The organism is Sphingomonas melonis DAPP-PG 224 (assembly GCF_000379045.1).
GTDB lineage: Bacteria > Pseudomonadota > Alphaproteobacteria > Sphingomonadales > Sphingomonadaceae > Sphingomonas > Sphingomonas aquatilis.
This window is the reverse complement of record NZ_KB900607.1, coordinates 1-15,508: the sequence shown is the minus strand read 5'-3', so window position 1 is coordinate 15,508 and position 15,508 is coordinate 1. Positions and strand designations below refer to the sequence as shown.

At 65.9% G+C, this 15,508-nt stretch carries 14 protein-coding genes and 2 pseudogenes; 12 read left to right on the top strand and 4 right to left on the bottom strand.

Going from position 1 to position 15,508, the window contains the following annotated elements; genetic code table 11:
* The first annotated feature begins 159 nt into the window (after window positions 1–159).
* The 4 genes from SPHME3_RS20525 to SPHME3_RS0119560 all read left to right on the top strand — a co-directional run bounded on the left by SPHME3_RS20525 (window position 160) and on the right by SPHME3_RS0119560 (window position 5,169).
* Window positions 160–3,588 carry a S8 family serine peptidase gene (locus SPHME3_RS20525; protein WP_018251327.1) on the top strand — a complete coding sequence of 1,143 codons (3,429 nt, stop codon included), beginning with the start codon at window positions 160–162 and terminating at the stop codon, window positions 3,586–3,588.
* Between the two features lie 200 nt (window positions 3,589–3,788).
* A complete protein-coding gene (gene parS, locus SPHME3_RS0119570; protein ID WP_026189156.1) occupies window positions 3,789–4,220 on the top strand; it encodes a type II RES/Xre toxin-antitoxin system antitoxin in 432 nt (143 codons plus the stop codon).
* Complete coding sequence (locus SPHME3_RS0119565; RefSeq protein WP_018251325.1) at window positions 4,217–4,654, top strand: RES family NAD+ phosphorylase; 438 nt, start codon at window positions 4,217–4,219, stop codon at window positions 4,652–4,654. Before parS ends, SPHME3_RS0119565 begins: the two co-directional genes overlap by 4 nt.
* A gap of 71 nt (window positions 4,655–4,725) precedes the next feature.
* On the top strand, window positions 4,726–5,169 hold the full coding sequence (locus SPHME3_RS0119560) for a hypothetical protein (protein WP_018251324.1): 444 nt from the start codon (window positions 4,726–4,728) through the stop codon (window positions 5,167–5,169).
* A 29-nt stretch (window positions 5,170–5,198) separates the two neighbouring features.
* On the opposite strand, the gene SPHME3_RS20400 is transcribed toward SPHME3_RS0119560, so the two are convergent.
* On the bottom strand, window positions 5,199–5,897 hold the full coding sequence (locus SPHME3_RS20400; RefSeq protein WP_018251323.1) for a DUF6118 family protein: 699 nt from the start codon (window positions 5,895–5,897) through the stop codon (window positions 5,199–5,201).
* 34 nt (window positions 5,898–5,931) lie between these two features.
* Window positions 5,932–8,850, bottom strand: a complete 2,919-nt coding sequence (gene traA / locus SPHME3_RS0119550) for a Ti-type conjugative transfer relaxase TraA (protein WP_018251322.1) — start codon at window positions 8,848–8,850, stop codon at window positions 5,932–5,934.
* Between the two features lie 174 nt (window positions 8,851–9,024).
* Between traA and SPHME3_RS0119545 the strand changes: the two genes are divergently transcribed.
* The 4 genes from SPHME3_RS0119545 to SPHME3_RS0119530 are packed head-to-tail and all read left to right on the top strand — an operon-like array spanning window position 9,025 to window position 10,726.
* Entirely contained in the window at window positions 9,025–9,354 is a 330-nt protein-coding gene (locus SPHME3_RS0119545; RefSeq protein WP_037477196.1) for a conjugal transfer protein TraD, read from the top strand.
* Window positions 9,355–9,367: 13 nt separating this feature from the next.
* Window positions 9,368–9,607, top strand: a complete 240-nt coding sequence (locus SPHME3_RS0119540; RefSeq protein WP_018251320.1) for a conjugal transfer protein TraD — start codon at window positions 9,368–9,370, stop codon at window positions 9,605–9,607.
* Window positions 9,604–10,404 (top strand): COG4705 family protein, encoded by an 801-nt coding sequence (locus SPHME3_RS0119535; protein WP_018251319.1) that lies wholly within the window; start codon window positions 9,604–9,606, stop codon window positions 10,402–10,404. The genes SPHME3_RS0119540 and SPHME3_RS0119535 overlap by 4 nt, the downstream gene beginning before the upstream one ends.
* A 40-nt stretch (window positions 10,405–10,444) precedes the next feature.
* The gene (locus SPHME3_RS0119530) at window positions 10,445–10,726 is read left to right on the top strand and encodes a hypothetical protein (protein ID WP_018251318.1); all 282 of its coding nucleotides are present in this window, start codon (window positions 10,445–10,447) and stop codon (window positions 10,724–10,726) included.
* 47 nt (window positions 10,727–10,773) lie between these two features.
* On the opposite strand, the gene SPHME3_RS0119525 is transcribed toward SPHME3_RS0119530, so the two are convergent.
* Both SPHME3_RS0119525 and SPHME3_RS20395 read right to left on the bottom strand, forming a co-directional pair.
* On the bottom strand, window positions 10,774–11,817 hold the full coding sequence (locus tag SPHME3_RS0119525; RefSeq protein ID WP_018251317.1) for a site-specific integrase: 1,044 nt from the start codon (window positions 11,815–11,817) through the stop codon (window positions 10,774–10,776).
* A gap of 263 nt (window positions 11,818–12,080) precedes the next feature.
* Window positions 12,081–13,209: pseudogene (locus tag SPHME3_RS20395) on the bottom strand (IS3 family transposase).
* Between the two features lie 107 nt (window positions 13,210–13,316).
* Here SPHME3_RS20395 and SPHME3_RS20390 point away from each other — a divergent pair.
* From SPHME3_RS20390 to SPHME3_RS0119500, 4 genes and pseudogenes are all read left to right on the top strand, one after another.
* Window positions 13,317–13,577 (top strand): hypothetical protein, encoded by a 261-nt coding sequence (locus SPHME3_RS20390; RefSeq protein ID WP_037477178.1) that lies wholly within the window; start codon window positions 13,317–13,319, stop codon window positions 13,575–13,577.
* Window positions 13,578–13,665: 88 nt separating this feature from the next.
* The gene (locus tag SPHME3_RS0119510; RefSeq protein ID WP_026189154.1) at window positions 13,666–14,259 is read left to right on the top strand and encodes a sugar transferase; all 594 of its coding nucleotides are present in this window, start codon (window positions 13,666–13,668) and stop codon (window positions 14,257–14,259) included.
* Complete coding sequence (locus SPHME3_RS0119505) at window positions 14,256–14,900, top strand: NeuD/PglB/VioB family sugar acetyltransferase (RefSeq protein ID WP_018251314.1); 645 nt, start codon at window positions 14,256–14,258, stop codon at window positions 14,898–14,900. The genes SPHME3_RS0119510 and SPHME3_RS0119505 overlap by 4 nt, the downstream gene beginning before the upstream one ends.
* Before the next feature lie 189 nt (window positions 14,901–15,089).
* Window positions 15,090–15,431: pseudogene (locus SPHME3_RS0119500) on the top strand (transposase); the annotation flags it as partial.
* Between the last annotated feature and the right edge of the window lie 77 nt (window positions 15,432–15,508).

The following is a 15,508-nucleotide window of genomic DNA, read 5'->3' as shown; positions in this document are numbered from 1 at the left end:
AAAAGAATCATCAAGTGGATATGTCAGCTGTGGCGATAATGCCACCATGGCGCAAAACCTGTGCGCCGTACCGGCAACCCCATTGCCATGCCGGCTAAAATGACAAGAGTGTCACCGACATAAGACGGACGCCGCAGCGTCCGATCCGGGGGAATCTACATGGCCGTGAAGTCGTATCGTGCGTCGTTGCGTTTGGCGTTGTCCGCGCTGGCTCTGGGGACGGTGCTCACCGCGCTGCCGGCCACCGCGCAGACCCGCACTCCCCCGCCTCCGCCGTCGGGCGGCTATTATATGGCCAACGGCACGCGCACGACCGACTATAACGCCGCGCTCGCCTCGTGGCGCAACGACGCGCAGTTCAAGGTCGATTATTCGAAGGCGTTCATGGGCCTGGAATATGCCTATGTCCTGGGTCTCAACGGCGCCGGGCAGACGGTCGGCGTCAACGATGGCGGCGTGTTGTTCAGCCATCCCTCCTTCTCCGGCACCGGCAAGATCACCGGCCTGCGCACCGCGGCCCCGTCCGGCTATGGCAACGACGGCCAGATCAACCCGCGCACGCCGTGGAGCTACCATGGCACGCACGTCGCGGGCACCGTCGCGGGCAATCGCACCGCCAATGGCGTGATGTTTGGCAATGCCTATGGCGCCAACATCCTGGCCGCGACGATCAACTTCTCGGCCGGCGACTTCCTGTGGGCGCGCGACGTCGGCATCGACGGCTCGACGACGGTCTCGGCGCCGCGCCAGAACATCGTTGACCTCGCCAACACCGGCAAGGTGCGCATCATCAACAACAGCTGGGGCGTCAGCACCTCGGCGCCCTACACGCTGTCGCTGGCGCAGGCGCGGGCTACCTTCGCGCAGACCCTCAACGGCTTCTACGACCCCGTCCTCAAGAACGACGTGCTCGTCGTCTTCTCGGCCGGTAACGACGCGGGCGCACATGCCAGCCTCGACGCGGTGACGCCGCTCAACGACCTGCGCCTGCGTTCGAACTGGCTGTCGGTGGTCAATTACCAGGCCAGCGGCAATGCCGATCCCAGCTCCAGCCTGTGCGGCCAGACCGCGACCTGGTGCGTCGCCGCGCCGGGCAGCCAGATCGTCTCGACCTTCAATGTCACGACGCTCGATCGCGCCGGGATCCAGGCCAAGTACACGCGCGCCATGTATCCGACGATCTACAGCGCCGCGACGCTGAGCGCGCTGCAGAATGCCGCGGTCAACGCCTGGATCAACGTCCTTAACGGCTATCTCAACCGCCAGTTCGCCGCGCAGCAGGCCGGCACGAAGTTCGACCTGGATGCGGAGAGCACCTTCCTCGCGCAGCAAGCGGTCGGCATCACGCTCGCCTATGGCGCGCGCTTCACCAGCGCCGATCCCGACGGCTACACCAGCCGCATCGCCGGCATCATCTCGGCCAACACCGACATCCTCGGCGTCGATTTCTCGAAGCTCGTGCTGACCAAGGCCAATGCGCAGCTGCAGGCCGACATGAAGCAATACCTGACCATCACCGGCCCGGGCTATGGCGTGCTGACCGGCACATCGATGGCGGCGCCCAACGTGTCGGGCTTCGCGGCCGTGCTGATGAGCCGCTTCCCGAACTACAACACCGGCCTCATCTCCGACATTCTCGTCTCGAGCTCGAAGGATCTCGACACGCCGGGCGTCGACCTGAAGTCGGGCTGGGGCGCCCCACAGATGGACGTCGCGCTGGCCGGCCCCACCGCGCTACGCCAGACGCGCGAAGTCAATGTCGCGACGGGCGGCGTCGACGTCTGGAGCAACAACATCCAGGACGCGCGCGACCGTTATTCGGCCGAAGTGCTGGCGAGCTTCCCCGCTGACATCGGCGGCCTCACCAAGCGTGGCGGGGGTGAGCTAATCCTGACGGGCAGCAACAGCTACAGCGGCGCGACCCGCGTGGAACAAGGCACGCTGACCGTCAACGGCGCGCTGACCCGCTCGGCGTTGACCGCAGCCGGGGGCGGCACCATCGGCGGCACCGGCAGCCTCGCCTCGCTGACCGCGGCGAGCGGTGGCATCGTCGCGCCGGGCAACGTCGGCGCGATCGGCACGCTCACCGTCGCGGGCACCACCACCTTCGCGAGCGGTAGCCAGTATCTGGTCGACGTCGGACTGCCTGGCACGTCGGACCTGATCGCCACCAACCGCGCAGTGCTGAGCGGCGGCACGGTGACGCTGCGGCCGACCGCACGCGATCCACGCTTCGGCGACAGCTACACGATCCTGACCGCCAGCAACGGCGTCACCGGCACATTCGGCGACACCACGTCGTTCAGCGCGATCCTGTATCCGCTGCTCAGCTATAGCCCGACCGCGGTCACCGCGAGCGTCGCGGCGCGTCCGTACACCAGCGTCGTCGCCAACACACCGGTGCAGATGGCCTATGCCCGCCTGCTCGATGGCAACCGGTCGGCCGCGTACAATTCGCTGTTCGGCATCTACGGCGGCCTCGACCTCCAGTCGGCATCGACGATTCAGGCGACGCTGGAAAGCCTGGCGCCGCGCGCCGAGACGACCAAGCGCGCGATCGGCACCGTCGCGACCGACAATATGGCGCGCTTCTATCGCGAGCGCATCTCGGCGATGGCGCCCGAGACGTTCCAGGGCGGTTCGATCGCAATGATCGGCAAGCCCATGGAATTTGCCGCCAATGAGATCGCGATGCCGGGCCAGGCCGCGATGGTCAGCGACACGCCGGCGACGACGCTGCAGGAAAACGTCCTGCCCGAAAACGCCGCGGTCTATCTGGCGGGCGGCTATCTCGACGGGTCGAGCGCATCGATGCCCGGCACGGTCCCGCAGACCGGGCGTGACCGGTTCGACGGCTTCTACGTCGCGGCGGGGATCGAGGCGAAGGTCGACGACACCAGCATGCTGGGCTTCGGCTTTTCCTACACCAAGATCGACGGCAAGCCGAACGCCGGCCAGACCGCGCGCGGCGAGCTGATCCAGGGCACGCTGTACGGCCGCATCGGTGGCTCGCTCGGCCCCTCGCTCGACGTGCAGACCAGCGCCGGCGTCTATCAGTCGCGCACCCGCCGCACCGGCACGTTCCTGGGCGCCGCCTTCGACCTGCGCGCCCGCGACAACGCCCTGGCGCTGTCGAGCGAAATCGGCGCGACCTACAATGCCGGTAGCGAGGCGCTGCGCTTCGGCCCACGCGTCGCGGTGCGCACCAACCGCATCGACTTCACGCCGACCGCGGAAACCGGCACCGGTCCGGCGCTCGCCACGTCGAAGGACAGCTATCGCAGCATCCAGGCCCGCGCCGGCCTGCAGCTCGACGGCAATGCCCAGGGCCTGCGCCCGTTCGCCTCGGCCTATTACGTCCACGATTTCCAGGACCGCTCGAACGTGTTCCTGGCAGGCTTCGCCGGCGGCACCCCGCTGCGCACGCCGTTCGCGGTCGCGAACCAGGACCGCGACTGGGGCGAAGTGTCGGCGGGCCTCTCCTACCGCACCGGCAATGCGACGCTGTCGCTGTCGGCCGACACGACCTTCGAACGCAGCGACGTGCGCAACCAGGCCTATCGCGGCGGCCTGAAGCTGTCGTTCTGATCGAACGCGACACGGCATGACGGGGGCGGCGGGTCGATGTATCCGCCGCCCTTTGTCGTTTGGGGCTTGCCGCGACACCCGCCTTAGAATGGCATAAAATTGGAACGTCGCCGTCGTTCGACGCACCGACTTGCTGCCATCACGCACGATGCCTATTTACATTTTGCCGGTTGCAATCCGGCAAAATGCGGAGCGCAGACATGAGTGCGGTAGGACGTATACAGACTCTGCTGGGGGGCGAGGCGAACACGGGGCCGCTGCACAGCGAGCGCGACGTGATGCGGCTGGTCCGTCGCGGCCTGCCGACTCAGGCCGTCGATCATTTCCTGCGCGCCTCCCGGCTGACGTTCAGCGCGCTCGACCCGCAGATCCTCAACCGGCGGACCTTCAAGCGACGCCAGGATGCGGCCCAGCCGCTCGATCCGGCAGAGTCCGACCGGATCGTGCGCGTGGTGAGCGTAGTTGCCGCGGCCGAGGAGACGTTCGCCGACCCGGACAAGGCGCATGCCTGGCTGACGCGCGAAAATCGCGCGCTCGACGGCGAAACGCCCCTCGCGATGACCGACACGGATCAGGGCGCGCGCGCCGTGGAGGCGCTGCTGGGGCAGATCGCGCATGGCCTCGCGGCGTGATCGTCCATCGCCTGTGCAAGGCAGCGCATGCCGCGCTGGACGGCGAGGGCGCGCGTATGTGGGGCGGACGGTGGAATTCGCCGGGACGGGCGATGGTCTATACTGCCGCTACGCCGAGCCTCGCGGTTCTGGAGGTGCTGGTCCACCTCGACCTGCCGCCCGATCTCATCCCCGACGACATGGTGTTGCTGGCGATCGACGTCCCAGATGATGCAACGCTCCACAGCTTGGACGGCACGCCGACGGATGCCGATGCCTGTCGGCAGGCGGGGGACGCCTTCCTCGACGCCAGCCAAGCGCTGGGCCTGCGTGTGCGCAGCGTCGTCGTGCCGCAAGAGGCGAACCTGCTGCTGAACGTGCGCCACGCGGACATGAAGCGGGTGAGGGTGGTCGGGACGGACCCGTTCCGCTTCGACCCGCGGTTGCTTCGCTGACGCAAGGCGGGGCGATCCAGTCAGCCCCCGCTCATCGAAGATCAAATAGACCGCTTGAGGAGGAGCCGCCCATGCCCGTCGCCCTGCTGACCGCCTTGGCGCTGACCTGGGCCGATCCCCTGCTAACGACCCTCCCGGCGCGTTTCTATAACCGCCCCGGCGCCAGTGTCGCGACCCGCGACGCCGACCTCGCCCGCTGCCTGGCGATCGCCACCCAACCGATGGCCGATACCGGCCCGGCGGTGGTCAAGGACCGCAGGCTCACGCCCCCGATAGGCACCGCCCAAGACGTACCGCCCGTCACACCGGACGACCCGATCGAAACCTGCATGAGCAACCGCGGCTGGCGACTCTACGCGCTGACGCTACGCGAGCAGACGGCGTGGGCACGACTGTCCGCGCCAGCCCGCGCGCGCCTTGCCGACACGCTCACCGGTGCCACGCAACCACGCTGGGGACGCCTCGTCCGCCCGGCATCTCGCCTGCGACTGAACGGGGGCAGCCTGAAACACTAGCGATGACCGCCCGCCCGCTGATCACAGGCCTAGCGCTGCGTATCAGCAGGCAGGGCGGGCGACATGGTGATCGTGCAGGGCAGGGGCTTACGCGCCTTGTCCGCGCGCTTGCGGCATGCCTCCAGAGTGTTCCGATTAGCGGTGACGATCCGGTCACCCGCAGCGATATTCGCGAACGCCTCGGGTCCGGCGCTCCGCATCATGCGCTGTCCGCCCTCCCACATCGGCATGGCGAGCGTGCGCGCCGCCATCTTCTCGGGCCATTGCCAGCCCGCGGGGACGGCACGCGCGACGATGCCGGCGAATACCGCCCATACGATCATGCCGACGACGATCCCGCCGATCGCGGTCCACGCGAGCCAGCGGTTCTGCTCGTCACTGCGCCGTGCCGAGACGGTGACGGCTTGCAAGGCACGCGTCGCATCGCGTAGCTCGCCGGCTGCGGTCTTCACTGCCTGCCGGTCCTCGGCGACAGCCCCGGTGATCCGGGCGGCGACCTGACGTGCGACCGTCTCTTCCTCCGTTGCTTTCCGCAAGATTTCCGCGCGCTGGTAGGTGGCGGTCGCAAGCTTCGTGATCTGCCCCAGCGTCTCGTTATAGTCGGGCGGTTCAGGCCGATCGTCACGCGCCGCGATCCCTTCGATCGCGCGCCGGAGCAACGCCAGTTCGCCGCGTACGCCTTCGAACGCTTCCGCCGCGGCATCCCGTTCGTATTCGCCCTCGTCCATGTTGCCCCCTCTTTCCGCACGACGGCACGAAACCCTACCGGCTCATACCCCGGTCGCGGTTCCGGCCCGGTTCGATCGATCGCATCAGCGCGTCACCGATCGAGCGCTCGCGTTGCATGTCCAGCTCCAGCTCTGATGCGCGACGGCGCAGCGCGGATTCGAGCTGCGGATCGCGGGCGAGCCCGGCCGCTTCTGTCTCCATCCGCGCCTGCACCCGTTCGGCGCCGGCGCTGTCGCCGCTTCGCTCGAGCCCGGCACGCTGCCGCTGCATCGCCTGCCAGCCGGCGACGAACCGATCAGCGCGTGCCTCAGGATCAAGCCGCACGCGCTGTTCCTCGGCCATCGCCCGCACCGCCCCATCCGTATGGCCGCTCACCGCCTGATCGATCAGCCCAGGCTCGCGCTGCATCGCGGACGCAAGGTCGCGAGCGGCATAGGGGCGGATCGCATCCAATGCCGCGATCGCGCGCCGTGCCGCAGTGTCCTGATGCGGCAGCACCGGCAGGTCCCGTGCCTGCATCCGCCGCACGTCGGCCGCAACGCGGGCATAGTCACGGATTGCCTTGGCTTGGTCAGGACGGTCGGTGCCGATCGCCGCTCCGTCACGCTCGACCGCAGGCTTCGGCCGGAACCCCGCGAACATGCCGCGCGCGCCATCCCGAACCATGTCGCGCACCTTCTCCACCATCTGGCGTGTGCGTTCCGGGAACCGGATTTCGCGCCGATCGGCGAAGGCGCGGGCTTGGTCCTGTTCGCTGCGCTCGGGCGCATAGTCGCCCGCCATGTCCTTGCCGCGGTCGCGCGACAGCACACGCGCGAGCTTGCCCTGATCGGCAAAGTCGTCGCGGCCGTAATGGAGCTGCACGCCCTCGCGATGCCGCGACAGTCCGACATAGCCGCTGTGCCGGTCCATCCCGGGTGTCGCAAGAACATGCGCACAATCGACCGTCACGCCCTGCGATTTGTGGAAGGTCGCGGCATAGCCGTGATCGACCGCCGCATAATCCTTCGCCGCGAACGTCACCTCGCGCCCGCCGTCGAGCCGCACTGTCATGCCCTCCGGCGTGACGTGCGCGATCGTCCCCAGCGTGCCGTTCTTCACGCCCAGCGATCGCTCGTTGCGCAGGAACATGCACCGGTCGCCCGCGGCGAAGTCGCGATGCCCGCGGTCGGTCGCGAACGCCACGTCCTCGCCCAGCTCGCCGGTCATGCGAAGCCGGTCTCTCGCCTCCACGTTCAGCTGTCGGACCTCGGCATTGGTGTGGGTGAGGATGATGCGGGTCTGGTCGGGATCGGCCCGGCGTTGGCAATCCCAACTGTCGACCAGTTCGGCACGTGCAGCGTCGCGAGTGTCCACGGCATGGACCATGCCGTGCGCGGCATAGGCATTCAGCGCTTGCGGAGTACGGCCGGTCGCCAGCGCCCGCGTCGCTTCCTTCTGCCAGTCCTCGCGCTGCCGGCGAACCTGGGTGATCTCGGCTGCGCCATGCCGCTCGGCGATCGACCGGAACGCCGCGCCCGCCTCGATCGCCTGCAGCTGCTCGGGGTCACCGACCAGCACGACTTTCGCGCCTGCATCCCGGGCATGGGACAGCACTCGCTCCATCTGGCGGGTGCCGATCATGCCGGCCTCGTCGACCACCAGCACGTCACGGGGTCCAAGCTGGTCACGCCCCTGCGCCCAGCCATGCTCCAGGCTAGCGATGGTGCGCGACGCAATGCCCGATCCGCCTTCCAGATTCTCGGCCGCGATCCCGGACAGCGCCGCACCGCGCACCTGATAGCCCTCACGCTCCCACGCCTCGCGCGCGACGCCCAGCATCGCTGACTTACCGGTGCCGGCATAGCCGACGACCGACGCCAGCCCGTCCCGTCCAGTGATATGGTCGAAGGCGTCGCGCTGCTCGCCCGACAGTACCAGCCCCCGCCCCCCGGCCGCGCCGATCGCGGCGTCACGCTGCCGATCGCCGACACCATGATCGCCGCGACGCGCCAGCTCGTCGCCGGCGCGTTCAAGCCGCGCCTCGGTCGCGATCATGTCGCGGGACGTGAACCGCTCCTGGTCCCGACCGTCCCGGCCCAACGCCACCAATTCGGGGCTGGCGCGCACTGCCGCCATCACCCGGTCGAACTGCTCCTTGCCGTCCGAATGCCGGAACGCGAAAGTCGCGAGGTCGCGGGTGGTGAAGGTCGATTGCTGCCGGGTTATACTGTCGAGCGCGATACGCGGATCGGCTGCGATCTTCTCGCCGTTCTCGCGCGCGATCCGCCGGTGATCGTCGGCGCGCTCGGCATCCTCGCCGCGATCGAGCCGGCGCATTCCTGCGGGTCCGATCTTGTGCTGTGGCTCAAGATCGATGCCCTGATCGACATAGGAGCGATGGTCGATCCGCCCCTCCAGCCCCAGCTCCGCCATGCGCTCGTTGACATGGGCGGCCCACGCCTCGCGCCATTCCTTCAGCAGCTCGTTACCGTTCCAGTCGCGGTTCTTCTGCCCGAACCCGTTCGGTCCCACGTCGCGCATCGACAGCATGACATGCGCATGCGGCTTCGGGCTGCCGTCCTTCGCCTTGTCCCAATGCACGTTGAGGTCCGCGACCATCCCGCGCTTCACGAACTGCTCGGCGACGAAATCACGGGCGAGCGCGATGCCCTGCTTCTCGTTCATCTCGCGCGGGATCGAGAACTCCACCTCACGGGCAAGCTGCGCATCCTTGCGCTTCTCGCCCGCTTCAACGTCGTTCCACAGCGTGACACGGTTGCGCAAACGCTCCGGTGCGCCCTGCGGCAACATCACCTCAGAATGAATGACGCCGGTCTTGTTCGAGAAATCGTGCGATCGTCCCAGTCGCTGATCGGGCAGCTCGGAAGCGGAACGATAGGCGGCAGACGCCACGGCGCTGGAGCCGTTGGCGCGGCTGATGACCTTGGCACTGAAATGATAGATCGCCATCGCAACTATCATGATACACACCTTAGCGGACGTCGGCAACGACGTATAAGCGCGCACTCATGATCTGCTTCGCATCTCCTGACTGACTTGGTGCCACTTTCTGCCCGTTCTAGCTTTACCCATAAATCGGACACGCTAAGATACTGATGACCGATACGCGGAAGGATGAAGGCGATGCGGAAGGTTCGCGATTACGATGCCGAACTGAAGGCGCTGGGTGACAAGGCCCGCGCGCTCAAGGCGAAGCGGGTCGAGCAGCTCGGTCAGCTCGTCGCCGCGACCGGAGCCGATGCGCTCGATGCGGAAACCCTCGCCGGCGTGCTGCTCGATGCGATCGGATCGCGGGATGCGGACGCAAAGGAGGCATGGCGCGCGAAGGGCGCCGCCTTCTTTCAACGACGCGGGCGCAAGGGTGGCGGCGCTGCTGCAAGCGACGGATCGGGCGCTGCGGCTGAACCGCACGGCGACGCTGCGGACGGAAGCGGCGCAACGGCGAACGGATAGCAGGGACTGGGTCTTGGCGCGTCGCGAACGCACCCGTCACCTGATCGAACTGGGCGGCCTCGTCCAGAAGGCCGGCCTGGTCGATTTTACGGATGACGATCGCGCGACCCTCTACGGCGCATTGCTTGACGTCGCGGCGCGGGGCCGGGGCGATGATGCCGGCAATGTTCTGGCGCTGTGGAAGCGGCGTGGGAAACGCGCGTTCGATGCCGAACAGGATGCGGACAACCAGCTGCGGGACAAGCCCCTATGACGCGTGAACACCTGACCGACGCAGTGACCAAGGTTCCGGCGGTGACGCTCGGCTTCTGGATCATCAAGATCCTGGCGACCACGCTTGGCGAAACGGGCGGCGATACCGTGTCGATGAGCTGGCTCGGCGAAACGACCCCGGATGCCGGCCAATCGGGCCTCAACGGCTATCTCATCGGCACGGCGATCTTCGGGCTGCTGCTCGTCGGACTGGTGTGGCTGCAGATCAGGGCGCGACGGTTCAGTCCCTGGCTCTATTGGGCGACGATCATCGCCTCGACGACGGCCGGCACGACGCTCGCCGACTTCGCCACCCGTTCGCTCGGCATCGGCTATCCGGGCGGTTCGCTGTTGCTGCTGGGCTGCGTCCTTGCCTCGCTCCTCGCCTGGTATCGGACGCTGGGTAGCGTTGCGGTCGATACCGTCGTCGGACCACGCGCGGAAACCTTCTACTGGATCACCATCACTCTGTCGCAAACCCTCGGCACCGCGCTCGGCGATTGGGTCGCGGACGGCAGCCTCGGCTATTCCGGCGCTGCGCTGGTCTTCGGCGGGGCGCTCGCCATTGTCGCCGCGCTCTACTTTTGGACGCAGGTTTCCCGCGTGATCCTGTTCTGGGCGGCCTTCATCCTGACGCGGCCATTGGGTGCGACGGTCGGCGATTTCCTCGACAAGCCGGTCGCCAGGGGTGGGCTCGCGTTCAGCCGTCCCGTCGCCACCACCGTGCTCGCTGCCGCCATCGTGCTGCTTATTCTGATCCTCCCTCAATGGGCGGGACGGCATCCGGGCAAGCCATGATCGATCCGCAAGCCTTGCTCCGACCCGAAGGAGAGACGCCATGAGCGATTTCGATATCGAGTCGATTCGCGCCGAGGTCCGCGCGATGAAGTTCGTGCGCGGTACGCCGGCGGAGATCGCCCTGTGGCAGGAAGACATGGCCGATTCCCGCGCGAACCTGATGATCGAAGGCATGATCCCCTCGGCCAATGATGATGCGTTTTTCGCCATGATGCTCGACGAGGGTGTACCGCCTCCCCTCGTGTCGCAAATCCTGCTCCGGCTGCTCGACCATCCCGATGCCGATCGCTCGCTGCCGATCACCCCGGTGGCGACGCACTGACCGATCCGTCACCGTGTCGGGTTGTCGACACATCGACATGTCAGGATTCAGAGAAACCGCTGTCCCGCGTGATCCTTGAACAGCTCGGCGTTGCGCACATAGTCGGACAGGACCTGCACCGATTTGTGCCGGCTGACCTCCTGCAGCTTGAAGATCGTCGCACCCTGCGCCGCACCTTCGGTGATGAACCCCGCCCGGAGCGAATGCCCACCGAACTGCGTAGGATCGTATCCCGCCGCGGCGGCATGCATCTGCACCAGCCGCGCGATCGCCCGGTCGGACATCGGCGCCGGCGTCAGCGCATCCTTGCGCGTCAGCCGCCGGAACAACGCCCCCTCGCCATGCCCGGCCGCCGCCATCCAGGCGAGCAACAGCGCCTTGGGGCGGATCCGCGATCCTTCGGGTATCGCGATCACCGCGCCCTCGCCGGCCTGATCGGTCTTCGACCGCCCGACCGTCAGCCTGAGGCCTTCGGGGACGAGCCCGACATGCCCCACCTCCAGCGCGACGATCTCCGACCGCCGCAACGCAGCCGCCATCCCGATCGCCAGGATCGCCCGATCCCGCACCGCGCGCAGCCCATCCCCCTCGATCGCGCCGAGCATGTTGCGCAACGCCGCAGCATCTGCCGGCGCCTTACGGCGTTTAGCCCCCCCATGCTTCGCCCGTATCCCGGCCAGCACCTCGGCGAGCCGCCCCGCGGTCGGCAGGGCGGTGGGGGCGGGATAGCCCGCAGTTCGATGATAATGCCCGATGGCTGCGACTCGCCGGTTAATCGTCGAGGGATTGAGCCCGGCGGTCGCCTGATCGCTCGCGAATACTGCCACGACATCGGGCGACGCCGGCAAAGCCATTAATCCGTGCCTCTCGCACCAGGTCGCAAAGATCGCCCAATCCGAATCGTACGCCCGCCGCGTCGCGGTCGATCGAGCCGCCTTGGCATAAGCCGCCGCCCGCTCGATCTTGGCATCGAGGATCGTCGGCAACGTCGGCAACGTCGGCTGGAGGGCCACAGCCACCGCGCGATCATGCCCGTCGTCACCGACGACTGGGACAATCGCATCGGAAATGAGCCGTTGGCGCGCCATCATCCGGCTATGGCAGGATTGACCCGGAAGGGCTAGCGCAGTGTCCGGGAATCATTGTTATCGGACACGTCGTATTGCTACTTTTACCGACGTTCCCTGTTGTCCACCCTTTGATCGGTTGAACTTGTCGGCTGCACGGAATGCTCAACCGTGGCCAAAATAGGCGTCCTTAAGCGATTGCTCGCAAGTGCCCTCTCTGCGGTGAGAGGTGGCTCGTTTTGTCTGAACAGGCTCGCAACTTGGATAAGTGAACTGCCGCTGGTTGATCATGCCGCTGCGAGAAGCGGCTGTGCGAAGTATATCTGGTCGGGCGTACGGCCGCCAAGCGCGGAGTGCGGCCTGACGGCATTGTAGAACCCGATATATCGGCCGATACCGGCGCGGGCCTCGGGGACTGAGGCATAGGCGTTGAGGTAGACCCTCCTCGTATTTCACCGAGCGCCAGAGGCGCTCCACAAACACGTTGTCGCCAGCAGCCTTTCCCGTCCATGCTGATGGCGATCTGCTCGCGGTGGAGTACAGCGGTGAACGCGGTGCTCGTAAACTGCGACCCCTGATCGCTGTTGAAGATCGCCGGCTTGCCGTAGCGGGCCAGCGCTTCCTCCAGCGCCTCGATGCAGAACCCGGCGTCGAGCGAGATGGACACCCGCCACGCCAGCACGCGCCGGGTGAACCAGTCGACGATGGCGACCAGATAAACAAAGCCACGTGCCATCGGGATGTACGTGATGTCCGTCGCCCACACCTGGTTCGGCCGCGTTACCGCCAGCTTGCGCAGCAGGTAGGGATAGATCTTGTGCCCTGGCGCTGGCTTCGACGTGTTCGGGCGTCGGTAGAGCGCCTCCAGCCCCATCCGCTTCATCAGCGTCGCGACATGCAGCCGACCCACCGGCGTGCCCTCCCGCCGGAGCAGATCGCGCAGCATCCGGCTACCGGCGAACGGATAGAGCAGATGCAGTTCGTCGATCCGACGCATGATTGCCAGATCGCTGTCCGACACCGGCCGCGGCAGGTAGTAGATGCTGCCGCGGCTGATCCCGAGCTGCCGCGCCTGGGCAATCAGCGGCAGCGCATCACCCCGGTCGATCATCGCTTTGCGCTCGGCAACAGACCGGCCTTCCCGAGCGCACCGGCCAAAAAATGGTTCGCCAGCGTCAGCTCGCCGATCTTGGCGTGCAGCACCGTGACGTCGACCGTCGGCTCGGCCGCTGCCGGCACCGCGCCGAACACGTCCGCGGCGCCCTCCAGCAGCCGCGCCCGCCATTGGTTGATGAGGTTGGGATGCACGTCATATTGCTGCGCCAGTTCGGCCAGCATCTTCTCGCCCTTCACGGCGGCCAGAGCCACTTTCGCCTTGAACGCCGGGCTGTGGTTCCGGCGCGGTCGCTTGCTCATCTTGCCTCCTGCTACGCGGCCAGCATGGCCGCTGTCAGTTCGGCAATCCACTCATACCCGCTGTTCAGATCCCCCGAACCACCTCTGTCGGCGACAGCAGGGGCGTAATGACCCATGCCGCCGTCTTCGACCGTGCGTCCGGGGTGGAGATACGCAACAGCCGGCTGCGTGCCCACACGGCTGGCACGTGCATCCGGCTTGTCAATGGAACGTCCGGTGTCAGGATCGTCAACAACCGCCTGACGAATGGTCTGTATGGCATCTATGCGGACGGTATTTCTGCCTTTGCTGAAGGCGGAAGCGATTTTGCGGAGTGCCGAACGCCGATTGAACTGGCAGGCTGTGCTACGGTGCGCCGGATCAGCTAAACCCTCTATAAAGCGCCGAACCGGAGAATTGCGTTTGACCTCGGCATGCGGCAGGAGAAAGGAATAGCTGCATAGGTAATCGGCAAGCGTGAAGCGTCTTTTTGATTTCGTCGTTGCTCTAATTGCTCTGGTGCTACTAAGCCCGGTATTCGCCGCGGTAGCGCTGCTGATCCGCCTGAAGCTGGGCAGCCCGGTGTTCTTCCGTCAGCAGCGCCCAGGCAGGTTCGGCGTACCGTTCGAAATGATCAAGTTCCGCACGATGCTTGATGCGGTTGATAGCAAGGGAGTTTCCCTGCCGGACGATCAGCGCCTGACACCGTTCGGGCGGATGCTGCGATCAACCAGCCTCGACGAACTTCCCGAGATTATCAATATCCTACGTGGCGAGATGAGCTTGGTGGGCCCCCGCCCGCTGCTAATGCAATATTTGCCGCTATATTCCAAGGAACAGGCACGCCGACACGACGTGCGTCCCGGCCTGACGGGGTGGGCGCAGATCAATGGCCGCAATGCCTTGAGCTGGGACGAAAAATTTGCGCTAGACACGTGGTATGTCGATAATCGCAGCTTCGCGCTCGACTGGAGCATCCTTTGGCGTACGCTGCGCAAGGTCCTGTTCCGCGAAGGGATATCGGCAGCGGGTGAGGCGACCATGCCACCGTTCACGGGCAACAGGCGGTGAACGGCGTCCGGGAACGCTGCATCGCAATCTATGGCGCGAGCGGCTTCGGGCGCGAAGTGCTGCCACTAGTCCGAGCCCAGCATGCCGGGGATGACGTCGACATTGTTTTCGTCGACGATGGGCGGGCGGATGGCATCGCAATCCTGTCGTTCGACGCATTTGCCAGCCTGCCCCATAAGAGCAAGCAATTCGTTGTCGCGATCGCCAATTCCAGCGTCCGCGAAATGCTGGTCGCGCGTTGTCTAGCCGCCGGTTTTGAAAGTCTCGCCGTCCGCGCGGCCAATGTCGTAACGCTGGACGATGTCCTTATAGGGGAAGGCGCAATTTTATGCCCGTTCTCGCTGCTAACTTCAACGATCCGGGTCGGCCGGTTTTTCCATGCGAACAACCACGCCTATGTCTCGCATGATTGCATCATTGGGGATTTCGTAACGCTGGCGCCTGGTGCAAAGCTGAACGGCAATATCCATGTCGACGACCATGCTTATGTCGGTTCCGGCGCGGTCATCAAACAGGGGACACCGGCACAGCCAAGACGCATCGGTCGTGGCGCCGTCATCGGCATGGGGGCGGTAGTGACGAAGGATGTCGCACCCGGTGAAACGGTGGTTGGCAATCCTGCGCGTCCCTTGCGCCGTTAGGGCCTGATCAATCCCAATGGGATCGAATATAATCCTAGCTAAAGCTGGACTCTTCCGATGATAGTCGCAGCCTGGTCCGCGAGAAAGTCCAGCCTTTGCTGGCGCGACGCTTCTGGGTAGACTGACTTAGAGTCAGGACCCATTGATTTGAGCGTTGTAATCTGATTCCTGCTCCAGAAGGAAACTGGGATGAGCGACCTGTTTTGGCTGACGGACGAGCAGATGGAGCGGCTGCGGCCGTTCTTTCCCAGGAGCCACGACAAGCCGAGGGTGGACGACCGACGGGTGCTGAGCGGCATCGTGTTCGTCAACCGCAACGGGCTGCGCTGGTGCGATGCGCCGAGTGCCTATGGTCTGCACAAGACGCTCTATAATCGGTGGAAGCGCTGGGGTGAGGCAGGCGTTTTCACGCGGATGATGGAAGGACTGGCGACGGCAGGTGCCGAACCGAAGACCATCATGATCGATGCAACCTACCTGAAGGCGCACCGCACGGCATTGAGCCTGCGGGTTAAAAAAGATCCCATGGGCGCGGGCTGGCGCCGGTTGAGGCAGACTGACCTTCCCGCTTTGTCGTGAAGGAGGTTGCCCGTGCCCGTGTCCGTCTC